At 70.0% G+C, this 13,895-nt stretch carries 10 protein-coding genes and 1 tRNA gene; 2 read left to right on the forward strand and 9 right to left on the reverse strand.

Going from position 1 to position 13,895, the window contains the following annotated elements; translation table 11 throughout:
• Positions 1–226: 226 nt before the first annotated feature.
• From B073_RS0114830 to B073_RS0114840, 3 genes are all read right to left on the reverse strand, one after another.
• A complete protein-coding gene (locus tag B073_RS0114830) occupies positions 227–571 on the reverse strand; it encodes a DUF4233 domain-containing protein (RefSeq protein WP_018538872.1) in 345 nt (114 codons plus the stop codon).
• A gap of 2 nt (positions 572–573) precedes the next feature.
• Positions 574–2,127, reverse strand: coding sequence for a bifunctional tetrahydrofolate synthase/dihydrofolate synthase (gene folC, locus B073_RS0114835; protein WP_018538873.1), 1,554 nt, complete (start codon positions 2,125–2,127; stop codon positions 574–576).
• Between the two features lie 94 nt (positions 2,128–2,221).
• On the reverse strand, positions 2,222–3,670 hold the full coding sequence (locus B073_RS0114840; protein WP_018538874.1) for a peptidoglycan D,D-transpeptidase FtsI family protein: 1,449 nt from the start codon (positions 3,668–3,670) through the stop codon (positions 2,222–2,224).
• A gap of 286 nt (positions 3,671–3,956) precedes the next feature.
• Here B073_RS0114840 and B073_RS39990 point away from each other — a divergent pair, with 286 nt between their 5' ends.
• On the forward strand, positions 3,957–5,174 hold the full coding sequence (locus tag B073_RS39990) for a hypothetical protein (protein WP_018538875.1): 1,218 nt from the start codon (positions 3,957–3,959) through the stop codon (positions 5,172–5,174).
• Here the strand turns inward: B073_RS39990 and B073_RS0114850 are convergent.
• Entirely contained in the window at positions 5,140–7,758 is a 2,619-nt protein-coding gene (locus B073_RS0114850; protein ID WP_026247380.1) for a valine--tRNA ligase, read from the reverse strand. The genes B073_RS39990 and B073_RS0114850 overlap by 35 nt on opposite strands.
• 170 nt (positions 7,759–7,928) lie before the next feature.
• On the opposite strand from B073_RS0114850, the gene B073_RS0114855 reads away from it, so the two are divergent.
• On the forward strand, positions 7,929–8,939 hold the full coding sequence (locus tag B073_RS0114855) for a hypothetical protein (RefSeq protein WP_018538877.1): 1,011 nt from the start codon (positions 7,929–7,931) through the stop codon (positions 8,937–8,939).
• Between the two features lie 97 nt (positions 8,940–9,036).
• Here B073_RS0114855 and clpX read toward each other — a convergent pair whose 3' ends face one another.
• From clpX to B073_RS0114880, 5 genes are all read right to left on the reverse strand, one after another.
• Positions 9,037–10,320 (reverse strand): ATP-dependent Clp protease ATP-binding subunit ClpX, encoded by a 1,284-nt coding sequence (clpX, locus tag B073_RS0114860; RefSeq protein WP_018538878.1) that lies wholly within the window; start codon positions 10,318–10,320, stop codon positions 9,037–9,039.
• Between the two features lie 194 nt (positions 10,321–10,514).
• Positions 10,515–11,189, reverse strand: a complete 675-nt coding sequence (locus B073_RS0114865) for an ATP-dependent Clp protease proteolytic subunit (RefSeq protein WP_026247381.1) — start codon at positions 11,187–11,189, stop codon at positions 10,515–10,517.
• A gap of 64 nt (positions 11,190–11,253) precedes the next feature.
• A complete protein-coding gene (locus B073_RS0114870; protein WP_026247382.1) occupies positions 11,254–11,856 on the reverse strand; it encodes an ATP-dependent Clp protease proteolytic subunit in 603 nt (200 codons plus the stop codon).
• 299 nt (positions 11,857–12,155) lie between these two features.
• Entirely contained in the window at positions 12,156–13,553 is a 1,398-nt protein-coding gene (gene tig / locus B073_RS0114875; RefSeq protein WP_018538881.1) for a trigger factor, read from the reverse strand.
• Positions 13,554–13,764: 211 nt separating this feature from the next.
• Positions 13,765–13,841 (reverse strand) — tRNA-Pro (locus tag B073_RS0114880).
• Positions 13,842–13,895: the final 54 nt, after the last annotated feature.

Raw genomic sequence — 13,895 nt, forward strand, 5'->3', positions numbered from 1 at the left:
CCCCCTGCCCCGCAGGCCCGGCACCGCACCCAACAGCCCCGCGCAGCGGACCGGCCCGCCGCCAGGCGCAACGGCGGGGAACCCGGCAACGTGGGAAGCCAGCCAAGCGCAGCGGACCAACAACGCCCGCGAAGCGGGCCGGAAAACGCGCCGTCAGGCGCAACGGCAAGCGCCGCCAGGCGCAAGCAAGGCGAACCCCTACGGCGGGGAAGCCGACAACATGGGCTCAGCCCGCCGCCGTCGCCTCGGCCGCGAAGCGGGCCTTCGCGGCGTCCACCTTGCGGCCGAAGTGGACCGAGGCCCACCACAGGGCGGCGAAGACCGCGCCGAGGAAGAACATCGTGGGGACGACCAGGCCGCTGGCGATCAGGGCGATCTGGAGTGCCCAGCCCAGCTGCACCCCGCCGGGGCGGGACAGCATCCCGCACAGCAGCAGGCTCAGCAGCATCGCGATGCCGCTGACGATCCAGATGGTGGCCCGGGAGATGTCGGTGAGCTGCATCGCGACCAGGCCGGCGAAGCCGATCACGAAGAACTCCCCGATCAGGGTGCCGGCACACAGGGTGCGCATGGTCAGTTCCTTCCCAGGAGGAGCCGGGCCTCGCCGACCGTGATCACCGAGCCGGTCACCAGCACGCCGGCGCCGGCGAACTCGCCCTCCTCCTCGGCGAGGGTGATCGCCGCCTCCAGGGCGTCGTCCAGCCGCGGTTCGACCTGGACCCGCTCGGCACCGAAGATCTCCACCGCGACGGCGGCCAGCTCGTCCGGATCCATCGCCCGCTGGCTGGAATTACGCGTCACCACGACCTCGGCGAAGATCGGCTCGAACGCCTCCAGGAAGCCCCGGACGTCCTTGTCGTCGCTGGCACCGACCACACCGATCAGCCGGCTGAAGCCGAACGCCTCACTGACCGCGTCGGCCGCCGCCCGCGCGCCGCCCGGATTGTGCGCCGCGTCCAGCACCACCGTGGGGCTGCTCCGGACCACCTCCATCCGGCCGGGCGAGGCGACCGCGGCGAACGCGGCGCGGATGGTGTCGATGTCGAGGGTGCGGGCGTGGCCGGCGCCGATGCCGAAGAACGCCTCGACGGCGGCGAGCGCGACCGCGGCGTTGTGCGCCTGGTGGGCGCCGTGCAGCGGGAGGAAGACCTCCGGGTACTCGCCGCCGAGCCCGCGCAGGGTCAGCATCTGGCCGCCGACCGCCACCTCGCGGGAGAGCACGCCGAACTCCATGCCCTCGCGGGCGACCGTGGCGTCCACCTCGACGGCGCGCTTGAGCATCACCGAGGCCGCCTCCACCGGCTGCTGGGCCATGATGACGACCGTGCCCGCGGCGCCGGCCGCTGTCGTAGCAGACTTCTTGATGATCCCGGACTTCTCGCCGGCGATCTGCTCGGGCGTCGCGCCCAGCCGGTCGGTGTGGTCCAGCGAGATCGGGGTGATCACGGCGACGTCGCCGTCGATGACGTTGGTCGCGTCCCAGGTGCCGCCCATGCCGACCTCGACGACCGCGACGTCCACCGGGGCGTCGGCGAACGCGGCGAAGGCCATCGCGGTGAGCACCTCGAAGAAGGAGAGGCGGTGCTCCTGCTGCGCGTCGACCATCTCGACGTACGGCGCGATGTCGCGGTAGGTCTCGATGAAGCGCTCGGCGGAGATCGGGCTGCCGTCCAGGCTGATCCGCTCGGTGACGGACTGGATGTGCGGGCTGGTGTAGCGGCCGGTGCGCAGCTCGAAGGCGCCGAGCAGCGCCTCGATCATGCGGGCGGTGCTGGTCTTGCCGTTCGTCCCCGTGATGTGGATGGACGGGTAGGCGCGCTGCGGGGAGCCCAGGATGTCCATCAGCGCGGCGATGCGCGCGGTCGACGGGTCCAGCTTGGTCTCGCCCCAGCGGCCGGCGAGTTCCTCCTCGACGGCGCGCAGCGCGCGGTCGACCTCCGGGTCGGCGGGGCGGGCCGGGATCTGGTCCCCCTGCGGCGGCCCGGCCTGGGCGCGCAGGGTCCGGCTGCCGGCCTCGATCACGGCGAGGTCGGGGTCGCGTTGCGTCTCGGCCTCCACCATCTCCTCGAAGGCGTCGGCCGGGTCGGGCGTCGGGTCGGGGTCGTCGTTCTGGGGGCGCTCGCTCACGACGACAAGTCTACGAGGCGCCACCGACAACGGGCCTGCGGCGCCCCTCGCGCCGCCGCTTCCCCGGACCGGCCGCCCGCCCGCCACGCCCCGGTCAGGACAGCGCGGCCTGCATCATCGCCTTGGCGATCGGGGCGGCCAGGCCGTTGCCGGAGACCTCGTTGCGGGCCGCGTGCCCGTCCTCGACCATCACCGCGACCGCGACCCGGTGCCCCTTGCCGTCGTCGGCGTACGAGACGAACCAGGCGTACGGGGTGCCGCTGTTGTCGACGCCGTGCTGGGCGGTGCCGGTCTTTCCGCCGACGGTCACCCCGTCGATCTTCGCGTTGGACCCGGTGCCCTTGTCCACGACCGTCTGCATCGCCGAGCGCAGCTGGGCGGCGGTCCGGGCGGACATCGCCTTGCGGTAGGTCCGGGGACCGTTCTGCTGGAGGGTGTTGCCGCCGCCGTCGGTGAGCTTGTCGACCAGCTGCGGGGACTTCAGGTCGCCGCCGTCCGCGATCGCCGAGGCGACCATCGCCATCTGGAGCGGGGTGGCCTGGTCGTCGAACTGGCCGATGCCGGAGAGCGCGGTCTGCGCCTGGTCCATGGCCGAGGGGTAGACGCTCTTGGTGGCGCGCACCGGGACGTCCATCTTGGCGTCGTTGAAGCCGAACTTCTCGGCCTGCGCCCGCACCTTGTCCTTGCCCAGGTCGACGGCCATCTTGGCGAAGACGGTGTTGCAGGAGTACTGGAGCGCGGTGCGGATGGTGGCGTTCTTGCAGGGCGCGGAGGCGCTCTCGTTGGTCAGCTGGGTGCGGGTGTTCGGGAGGGTGTACGGGTCGGGGCTCTCGGTGGGCTGGTCCACCGACGCGTACAGGCCGTTCTCCAGCGCGGCCGCGGCCACCACCAGCTTGAAGGTGGAGCCGGGCGGCAGCGGCTGGCGCAGCGCGCGGTTGAGGTTCGGCTGACCGCCGTCCTTCGTCAGGGCCTGCCACGCCTTCTGGTCGGCGGCGGAGGACCCGGCGAACTTCCCCGGGTCGTACGACGGGGTGCTGACCATGCCCAGGATGCGGCCGGTCGCCGGGTCCAGGGCGATGGCCGCGCCCGTCTTGCCGCCGAGCGCCTCGTAACCGGCCTTCTGCACCTTGGCGTCGATGGTGGCGGACACGTCGCCGGCCTTGGGGCGCTCGTGCAGCAGGGTGTCGGCGGGGCTCTGGAGACGGCTGTCGGTGCCGCCGAGCAGCGGGCCGTAGAGGCTCTCCAGCTGGGTACTGCCGAAGATCTGCGAGGAGAAGCCGGTGACCGGGGCGTAGAGCGGGCCGTCCTTGTAGGTCCGCTTGTACTTCAGCGAGGAGGAGGTGGCGGCGGAGCCGGTGACCGGCTGGCCGTCGACGAGGATGTTGCCCAGCGGCGAGGAGTACCGGGCGATGTTCACCCGCGGGTTGTGCGGGTCCTCCCGGTAGTCGCTGGCCTTGGCGCCCTGGATCCAGGTGGCCCAGCCCATCAGCGCCAGGATCAGCGCGAGGCAGACGACCGAGATCCGTCGCAGGGGTTTGTTCATGGGCGCGGCTCCTCGGTGTGCGGGACGGGACCGGGCATGCGTTTCCGCCGGAACCCCGGCATTCCGGTCCACGGTGCCTCGCCTTCATGAGAGCGTCATGAAAAGCGCGTAACCCCTCGATGTGAGGGATCGGACCGCCGGGCGGGACAACCTTTCCGCCGCCGCAGGCCCTCTTAGACGGCGGGGTCTGAAAAGCCCCCGGACCGCAAGAACGTGCGACCGCGGTCGTCGCGAAGAGTGTGTGGAAAGCAGGAGCTGAAGAGGCGTGCCGGCAATCAGTCAGCGGATGCATTTGGTGCTGCTCACCGCATGGACCGTGCTGTGGTTCATGATCGTCGAGCCGCACGGCGGCTTCTCCTGGCACTATCTGCGCACCGGCGGCGAGCTGATCTACCAGGGCAGCTCCGGCGACGGCACCGGCGGCCTCAACCTCTACGCGCACCACCCCGAGCTCCAGATGGGGCCGATCAGCTTCCTGACGGCCGGGCTGTTCAACCCGTTCCCGGAGGCCACCGGGCAGTTCCTGGCCGCGGCCCTGATGTCCGCGCTGGGCCTGGTCATCCTGGTACTGGCCGGCCGCAGCGCGGCCCACCACTTCCTGGGCACCGGCACCAACCACCAGCGGCTGCGGCAACGCGTACTGATCGCCGGGCTGGCGTTCATCCCCATGTGGATCGAGGTCGCGGTCCGCTTCGGGCACCTCGACGACGTCCTGGCGCTGTTCTTCACCGCCCTCGCGGTCCGCGCGGTCACCAGCGGCAACGCGGTCCTGACCGGCGCGTTCCTGGCGCTGGCGATGGACTCCAAGCCGACCGCGCTGGCCTTCGTCCCGCTGCTGCTGGCGCTCCCCCGGCACCAGTGGCTCAAGGCCGGCCTCTGGTGCGCGGGGCTGGTCGCCGTCGCCTGGCTGCCGTTCTTCCTCGGCGACGCCCAATCCTTCGCCGCCGCCAAGTTCGCCATCCCCAACCAGCCGGCGTCCGCGCTGCGCTGGCTGGGCGCCGACGACCCCGAGACGCCCGGCTGGGTCCGGCCCGCGCAGTTCGCCCTCGGGCTGGTGCTGGGCGGCCTCGCGGTCTGGCGGGGCCGGTGGGCGGCGGTCGTCCTGCTCGGCGCCAACGCCCGGATCGTCCTCGACCCCAGCGTCTACACCTACTACACCGCGTCGGTCCTGCTCGGCACGCTGCTGTGGGACGTCATCGGGCAGCGCCGCCTGGTGCCGTGGTGGAGCTGGCTGGCGCTGCTCGTCCTCTACGGCAGCGTCTTCGCGGTCCCCGACGACTCGGCGCGGGGCCTGATCCGGCTGGCGTTCGTGGCGGTCTCCACCGCGTACGTCCTGCTCTGGCCGGTCCGGGAACGGGGCGACCGCGGCGGCCGGCGGGGGCGCCGGGGACGGCGCAGGCCCCCCGCCCGTACGGACGAGGGGCCTGCGGAGGAGGGCGCGGGTCCCGGCGGCCGGCCGGGGGCGCCGACTACGCGGTGGGCAGGGCCGCCAGCTGCGAGCTGATCCGCTCGATGTCGGACTCCGCGGTCGCCAGCCGGCCGCGGATCTTGTCCACCACCTGCTCCGGCGCCTTGGCGAGGAAGGCGTCGTTGCCCAGCTTGGCGGTGGCCTGCTTCTTCTCCTTCTCGGCGGCGAGCAGATCCTTCGTCAGCCGCTTGCGCTCCGCCTCGACGTCGATCGCGCCGGACAGGTCCAGGGCGACGGTGGCGCCGGCGACCGGCAGCGACGCGGTGGCGGTGAAGTCCTCGCCGGCCGGCGTCAGGCGCAGCAGCGAGCGCATCGCGGTCTCGTGCGGCGCCAGCGCGGTGCCCGTCAGGTCCAGCCGCGCGGGCACCTTCTGGCCCGGCTGCAGGCCCTGGTCCGAGCGGAACCGGCGGACCTCGGTGACGACCTGCTGGAGCGTCTCGATCTCCCGCTCGGCCGCCGCGTCCCGGAAGCCAGAGTCCTTGGGCCAGTCGGCGACGACCACCGACTCACCGCCGGTCAGCGCCGTCCACAGCGACTCGGTGACGAACGGGACGACCGGGTGCAGCAGCCGCAGGGTGACGTCGAGGACCTCGCCGAGCACCCGGCGCGAGGCGTCGGCCGCCGGGCCGCCGGCCGCGAAGGTGGTCTTGGACAGCTCCACGTACCAGTCGAAGACCTCGTCCCAGGCGAAGTGGAAGAGGGTGTCCGACAGCTTGGCGAACTGGTAGTCGTCGTAGTACGCGTCGACCTCGGCGACGACCGAGTTGAGCCGGGACAGGATCCACCGGTCGGTCGCCGACAGGGCTTCCGCGGGCGGGAGTTCGCCCTCCACCGTCGCGCCGTTCATCAGCGCGAAGCGGGTGGCGTTCCAGATCTTGTTGGCGAAGTTGCGGGAGCCCTGGACCCAGTCCTCGCCGATCGGCACGTCGACGCCCGGGTTGGCACCGCGGGCGAGCGTGAACCGCACCGCATCCGACCCGTAGGTGTCCATCCAGTCCAGCGGATTGACCGCGTTGCCGAAGGACTTGGACATCTTCTTGCCGAACTGGTCGCGGACCATGCCGTGCAGCGCGATGGTGTGGAACGGCGGGGTGCCGTCCATCGCGTACAGGCCGAACATCATCATCCGGGCGACCCAGAAGAAGAGGATGTCGTAGCCGGTGACCAGGACGGAGTTCGGGTAGAACTTCTCGACGCTCGGGGTCTGCTCGGGCCAGCCGAGGGTGGAGAACGGCCACAGACCCGACGAGAACCACGTGTCGAGAACGTCGGTGTCCTGGTGCCACCCCTCGCCCGTGGGTGCCTCGTCCTCGGGTCCGACGCAGACGACCTCGCCGTTCGGCCCGTACCAGACGGGGATGCGGTGGCCCCACCACAGCTGGCGCGAGATGCACCAGTCGTGGAGGTTGTCGACCCAGCCGAAGTACCGGGACTCCATCTCCTTGGGGTGGATGGCGACCTTGCCCTCGCGGACCGCGTCGCCGGCGGCCTTCGCCAGCGGTCCGACCTTGACCCACCACTGCATCGACAGCCGCGGCTCGATGGTGGTCTTGCAGCGCGAGCAGTGCCCGACGGAGTGGGTGTACGGGCGCTTCTCGGCGACGATCCGGCCCTCGGCGCGCAGCGCGCCGACGATCGCCGACCGGGCCTCGAAGCGGTCCAGCCCCTGGAACGGGCCGTGCGCGGTGATCACGCCGCGCTCGTCGAGGACGGCCAGGCTGGCCAGGTCGTGCCGGCGGCCGATCTCGAAGTCGTTCGGGTCGTGCGCCGGGGTGACCTTGACGGCACCGGTGCCGAACTCCGGGTCGACGTGCTCGTCGGCGACGACCGGGATCCGCCGGCCCGTCAGCGGCAGTTCGATCTCGGTGCCGACGAGGTGGGCGTACCGCTCGTCCTCCGGGTGAACGGCCACGGCGGTGTCGCCGAGCATCGTCTCGGCACGGGTGGTGGCGACGACGATGGAGGTGTCCCCGTCCCCGTAACGGATCGAGACCAGCTCGCCGTCGTCGTCCTGGTACTCCACCTCGATGTCGGAGATGGCGGTCAGACAGCGCGGGCACCAGTTGATGATGCGCTCGGCGCGGTAGATCAGCTCGTCGTCGTAGAGCCGCTTGAAGATCGTCTGGACGGCCTTGGAGAGGCCCTCGTCCATGGTGAAGCGCTCCCGCGACCACGCGACGCCGTCACCGAGCCGACGCATCTGGCCCGAGATCTGGCCGCCGGACTCGCCCTTCCACTGCCAGACGCGCTCGACGAACGCCTCGCGCCCCAGGTCGTGCCGCGACACGCCCTCCTTAGCGAGTTCGCGCTCGACGACGTTCTGGGTAGCGATACCGGCATGGTCCATGCCCGGCTGCCAGAGCGTCTCGTAGCCCTGCATGCGCTTGCGGCGGGTGAGCGCGTCGATGAGCGTGTGCTCGAAGGCGTGGCCCAGGTGCAGCGAGCCGGTGACGTTCGGCGGGGGGATGACGACGGTGTACGGAGGCTTCTCGCTCTTCTCGTCCGCCTCGAAGTAGCCCCGCTCTACCCAGCGCTCGTACAGCGGCCCCTCTACCTCGGCCGGCGTGTACTGAGTCGGCAGTTCGGGGACGCTGTGCTTCTGCTGAGTGTTCTCGGTCACGACCGACAGTGTACGGGCGCCCATGTAGCAGCTTCGAATCGGTTTGGCCCCCGGGGCACCGGCTGTCAGCGGCGTCGTACAGGATGTCGGGAGCGCATAAACACCACGCCGACGCCCGGACGCCTCGCGCGGCCTTCCGGAGTCACCGCAGTCACGAGGGGAACCGCTCCATGAGCTTCAACCAGCCGCCGCCGGGCCCGTACGGCCAGCAGCCCCAGCAGCCGGGCCCGTACGGCCAGCCGCAGCCGCCCGCCCCGCAGCCCGGCTACGGCTACCCCCAGCAGGGCGGCCCGGTGCCTCCCCAGCAGGGCGGCCCCGTGCCTCCCCAGCAGGGCTACGGCTACCCTCAGCAGGCCCCGCAGCAACAGTTCCCGCAGCAGGCGCCGCAGCAGCCGCCTTACGGCCAGCCCCAGCAGCCGGGCCCGTACGGCCAGCAGCCCCCTTACGGCAGCCCGCAGACTCCCTACGGCGGCCAGCAGACCCCCTACGGGATGATCCCCGAGGAGCCGGAGACCGGCGGCAACGGCAAGAAGATCGGCCTGATCATCGGCGCCGTCGCGGTCGTCGCGGCCATCGGCGTCGGCGCGTACTTCGTCTTCGGCTCGGGCGGCAAGGTGAAGCCTTACACGATCGCGCTGCCGGACAAGCTGCTGAGCGGGCAGTTCAGCAAGGTTCAGGTGCCCGGACAGGCCGGCGGCGGTACCGAGAACTTCTCGAACGACAAGGACGCCAAGGCCCTCGGCATCACCAACGGCAAGGGTGTCGGCGGCAAATACAAGGACGCCACCGGGCTGCAATTGTCGGTGTCCGGTCTGTACGGAAGCGTCGCCGACCCGCAGGGCGCCGTGACCCAGGCGTTCGCCAAGATCGACGAGAATCTCAAGCAGACGACCACCGGCCGCAAGGTCGAGGACGTCACGCCGGTCACCGAGTACTCACCGAGCGACTTCGACGGCGACGTCGTGAAGTGCCGGACTCAGAAGATCACCATCGCCGCCGGCGGGATGAGCGTGCCCGTCACCGCCTCCACCTGCATCTGGGGCGACAACAGCGCCCTCGGCATCGTCTCCATGGTGGCCGCGCCCGACCCCAACGGCGGCGGCTCCGCCACCACCCCCAGCGCCGAACAGCTCGCGGAGAAGACCGCCAAGATCCGCAACGAGGTCCGCAAGGAGAAGTAGCAGAGCAGCGGCGCCGGGCCATCCGTACCGGCACGCACCACCGCCCGGCAGCAACTGTGCTGCCGGGCGGTGGTGTTGAGAGTGCGGGGTGGTGCGGCTACGCGCTCTTCTCGTGGGGTTCGCCCGAGTCGCCGCGAGTGCGGGGGACGAGGGTGGGGTTGACGTTGGAGTGGACCACGTCGGCGGTGATGACGACGCGGGCGACGTCCTTGCGGGACGGGATCTCGTACATCACCGCCTGGAGGACCTCCTCCATGATGGCGCGCAGGCCGCGGGCGCCGGTGCCGCGGAGGATGGCCTGGTCGGCGATGGCCTCCAGGGCCGGGCGGTCGAAGTCCAGCTCCACGCCGTCGAGTTCGAAGAGCCGCTGGTACTGCTTGACCAGGGCGTTGCGCGGCTCGACGAGGATCTGCAGCAGCGCCTCGCGGTCGAGGTTGTGGACCGAGGTGAGGACGGGGAGACGGCCGATGAACTCGGGGATCATCCCGAACTTCACCAGGTCCTCCGGCATCACGTCCTGGAGCTGGTCCTTGGACTCGATCTCGCGCTTGGAGCGGATGGTGGCGCCGAAGCCGATGCCCTTGGCGCCGGACCGGGCCTCGATGATCTTCTCCAGGCCGGCGAAGGCACCGCCGACGATGAAGAGGACGTTGGTGGTGTCGATCTGGATGAATTCCTGGTGGGGGTGCTTGCGGCCCCCCTGCGGCGGCACCGAGGCCGTGGTGCCCTCCAGGATCTTCAGCAGGGCCTGCTGGACGCCCTCGCCGGAGACGTCCCGGGTGATCGACGGGTTTTCGCTCTTCCGGGCGACCTTGTCGATCTCGTCGATGTAGATGATGCCGGTCTCGGCCTTCTTGATGTCGAAGTCCGCGGCCTGGATCAGCTTCAGGAGGATGTTCTCGACGTCCTCGCCGACATAGCCGGCCTCGGTCAGCGCGGTCGCATCGGCAAACGCGAAGGGGACGTTGAGCATCCGGGCGAGGGTCTGCGCGAGCAGGGTCTTGCCGGAGCCGGTGGGGCCGAGCAGCAGGATGTTGGACTTGGCCAGCTCGATGCCCTCGTCGCCGCGGCCGGGGCCGTTCTCGCCCGCCTGGACGCGCTTGTAGTGGTTGTACACGGCCACCGAGAGCGCCTTCTTGGCGGGCTCCTGGCCGACGACGTAGCCGTTGAGGAACTCGTAGATCTCGCGGGGCTTGGGGAGTTCCTCCCAGCGCACCTCGGAGGTCTCGGCGAGCTCTTCCTCGATGATCTCGTTGCAGAGATCGATGCACTCGTCGCAGATGTACACACCCGGTCCCGCGATGAGCTTCTTCACCTGCTTCTGGCTCTTTCCGCAGAACGAGCACTTGAGCAGGTCGCCGCCGTCACCGATGCGTGCCACGAGGTGAATCCCCTTCGCCTGGGATCCGCATTGCTCCGCGGACCCGGGTGCTTGCCTATCGACGGTACCTTGCCGGGCCCCCCGTACGGGCCCCCCTTGGACCGACTCGGTTCACTCGGTCCCGAGCCGGTCCAAGGGGGCAACGCTCCGGCGCAATTCGCGAACCTCGCGTGAACTTCGCGAGAAGAACGCGATCAGACGGAGACGGAGGTCTTCCGCGTCGAGACGATCTGGTCGACCAGACCGTACGCCAGCGACTCCTCGGCGGTGAGGATCTTGTCGCGCTCGATGTCCTCGCGGATCTTCTCGATCGGCGTGGACGAGTGCTTGGCCAGCATCTCCTCCAGCTGCTGGCGCATCCGCTGGATCTCGCGGGCGGCGATCTCCAGGTCGGAGACCTGGCCGCGGCCGGTCTCGCTGAAGGGCTGGTGGATCAGGACCCGGGCGTTCGGCAGCGCCATGCGCTTGCCCGGGGTGCCGGCCGCCAGCAGCACGGCCGCCGCGGAGGCCGCCTGGCCCATGCAGACCGTCTGGATGTCGGGCTTGACGAACTGCATGGTGTCGTAGATCGCCGTCAGCGCGGTGAAGGAGCCACCGGGGCTGTTGATGTAGACCGAGATGTCGCGGTCCGGGTCCATCGACTCCAGGCACAGCAGCTGGGCCATGACGTCGTTGGCGGAGGCGTCGTCGATCTGCACCCCGAGGAAGATCACCCGCTCCTCGAAGAGCTTCGCGTACGGGTCGTACTCGCGCACGCCCTGCGAGGTGCGCTCGACGAAGCGCGGAACGATGTAGCGGGACTCGGCGGTCATGCCGGAGAGCTCGGCCTTGGTGCGCTCGTAGAGGCCGCTTCCGGGGAAGTTGTTCATCTGGAGGTTCACCGTCCTGGTGGCGAAAGAGGGCTGGGGTCGACTGCGAGGCGTGGGCCGGGGCTCAGGCCCCGGTGCCGCCCCCGCCCGGAACGCCGGCGGCGGAGGGCATGACGTCGTCGATGAGGCCGTACGCCTTGGCCTCCTCGGCGGAGAACCAGCGGTCGCGGTCGGCGTCCCTGGTCCACTGCTCCAGCGTCTGGCCGGTGTGCAGAGCGGAGAGCTCGCCCAGGCGCTTCTTGGTGCGCAGCAGCTGCTCGGCGTGGATCTTGATGTCGGAGGCCGAGCCGGCCAGGCCCGCGGAGGGCTGGTGGATGAGGATCTCGGCGTTCGGCAGCGCGAAGCGCTTGCCCGGGGTGCCGGCGCTCAGCAGGAACTGGCCCATCGAGGCGGCGAGGCCCATGGCGATGGTGACCACGTCGTTCTTGATGTACTGCATGGTGTCGTAGATCGCCAGACCCGCCGAGACGGAACCGCCCGGAGAGTTGATGTAGAGGAAGATGTCCTTGTCCGGATCAGCGGCGAGGAGCAGCAGCTGTGCCGTGATCTTGTTGGCGATGTCGTCGTCGACCGGCTGGCCGAGGAAGATGATCCGCTCGCCGAGCAGCCGGTTGTAGACCTGGTCGCCGAGGCCACCGGAGGTCGGCTCAGCGGCGGCGGAAGGCATCGGGATCGTCACGTGTCCACCTGCTCGTTGTCGGACGGCTCGGGGCCGTCTTAGCGTCGTCTTCTGGGCCGGGGGCCGGCGCCGTGCGGTGCGCCCCGCGCACTTTCAGCAACTCCCCTGCCCTCGTATCTACGGACCCTAACGCGCAGGTCGGACAACGCCATCCCGCAGCGAGAACTGTTCGCTGTGAGCGCAGGCTCACGGACCGGGACGAGAGACGGGCCCGAACACGCTCAGGTGCGTGTTCGGGCCCGTACTCACCGCTGGAAACGCCCGGGGAGGCCCCGGACGGCCGGGGCTCAGCCCTCGGTCTTGGCGGCCTCCTCGGCCTTCTCCTCGGTGCCCTCGGCCTCGGCGACGACGGCCTCGGCGGCCTCCGCCTCGTCCTCGTCCTCCAGGTCGACGACCTCGCCGTTGGTGTCCTTGACCGTGGCGGCCTCGACGACCACCGCGAGGGCCTTGCCGCGGGCGACCTCGCCCACCAGCATCGGCACCTGGCCGCCCTCGACGACCGCCTGGGCGAACTGGTCGGGGGACATACCGGAGGACTGGGCGCGCCGCATGAGGTGCTCGGTGAGCTCCTCCTGGCTGACGTTCAGCTTCTCCTTGTTGACCAGCTCGTCGAGGACGAACTGGGTCTTGATGCCCTTCTCCGCCTGCTCCTTGGTCTCGGCGTCGAACTCTTCCTCGGTCTTGCCCTGGAGCTCCAGGTACTTGGCGAGGTCGAGGCCCATCTGGCCGAGCTGGTGGTGCTCGAGGTTGTGCTTGCGGGTGCGGATCTCGTCCTCGAGCAGCTTCTCGGGGATCGGCACCTCGATCAGACCGAGCAGCGCGTCCAGGACCTTCTCCTGGGCCTGGGTGGCCTGGTCGAACTTCTTCATCCGCTCCAGGCGCTTGCGGCTGTCCGCCTTGAGCTCGTCGAGGGTGTCGAACTCGCTGGCCAGCTGGGCGAAGTCGTCGTCCAGGGCGGGGAGTTCGCGGGCCTTGACCTCGGTGACGTCGACCTTGACCTCGGCCTCCTTGCCCTGGGCGGAGCCGCCCTTGAGCTCGGAGGTGAAGGTCGCGCTGCCGCCGGCCTCCAGGCCCTTGACGGCGTCGTCGATGCCGTCAAGGAGCTCACCGGAGCCGATGGTGTAGCTGACGCCGTTGGCGATGCCGTCGGCCAGCACCTCGCCGTCGACCTTGGCCTCCAGGTCCACGGTCACCACGTCGCCGTCCTCGGCGGCGCGCTCGACCACGGAGGTCGAGGCGAAGCGCTCACGCAGCTGCTCGACGGACTTCTCGACGTCCTCGTCCGACACCTCGACGGCGTCGACCTCGACCTCGATGCCGGAGTAGTCCGGGATCTCGAGCTCGGGGCGGATGTCGACCTCGGCGGTGAAGGCCAGCAGCTCGTTGTCCTTGAGCTCGGTGATGTCCACCTCGGGCTGGCCGAGGACGTTCAGCTCCGCCTCGTTGACCGCGTTGGTGTAGAACTTCGGGAGCGCGTCGTTGACGGCCTCCTCCAGCACGGCGCCACGACCGAACCGCTGGTCGATGACGCGGGCCGGGACCTTGCCCTTGCGGAAGCCCTTCACCGTGACCTGCTGGTTGATCTTCTTGTACGCCGCGTCGAGGCTGTCCTTGAGCTCCTCGAAGGGCACCTCGACAGTGAGCCGAACCCGGGTCGGGTTCAGGGTCTCCACGGCGCTCTTCACGGTTCGGTCTCCTTGGGCTGACTTTGGGGGTTCTGCTTCAGATCAGCCGGCTTCCGGCACGTCCCGGTCCGGCCGATCGCGCCCGGTACAGAGACATACGGGCACGCAGCTTGCATAGTAACCGCAAGGAGGAGGGCACCCACAACGCGATCTTGAACGGACACTTATGCCCGCTTTTGTCTACTGTGCGACATGCGGGACGGGTACCTGCTGGTCGGGGTGGCCGGATTCGAACCGACGACCTTCCGCTCCCAAAGCGGACGCGCTACCAAGCTGCGCCACACCCCGTCGGTGCGACACGTAGGGTACATGGCCGCGGACGGTGTGGCTGCCTGATATTCG

The organism is Streptomyces sp. MspMP-M5, assembly GCF_000373585.1.
Classification (GTDB): domain Bacteria; phylum Actinomycetota; class Actinomycetes; order Streptomycetales; family Streptomycetaceae; genus Streptomyces.

Coding starts and splice junctions, on each gene's coding strand:
- B073_RS0114830 (WP_018538872.1), bottom strand. CDS start 571: ATGCGCACCCTGTGTGCCGGCACCCTGATCGGGGAGTTCTTCGTGATC.
- B073_RS0114840 (WP_018538874.1), bottom strand. CDS start 3,670: ATGAACAAACCCCTGCGACGGATCTCGGTCGTCTGCCTCGCGCTGATC.
- B073_RS39990 (WP_018538875.1), top strand. CDS start 3,957: ATGCATTTGGTGCTGCTCACCGCATGGACCGTGCTGTGGTTCATGATC.
- B073_RS0114855 (WP_018538877.1), top strand. CDS start 7,929: ATGAGCTTCAACCAGCCGCCGCCGGGCCCGTACGGCCAGCAGCCCCAG.
- B073_RS0114865 (WP_026247381.1), bottom strand. CDS start 11,189: ATGAACAACTTCCCCGGAAGCGGCCTCTACGAGCGCACCAAGGCCGAG.
- B073_RS0114870 (WP_026247382.1), bottom strand. CDS start 11,856: ATGCCTTCCGCCGCCGCTGAGCCGACCTCCGGTGGCCTCGGCGACCAG.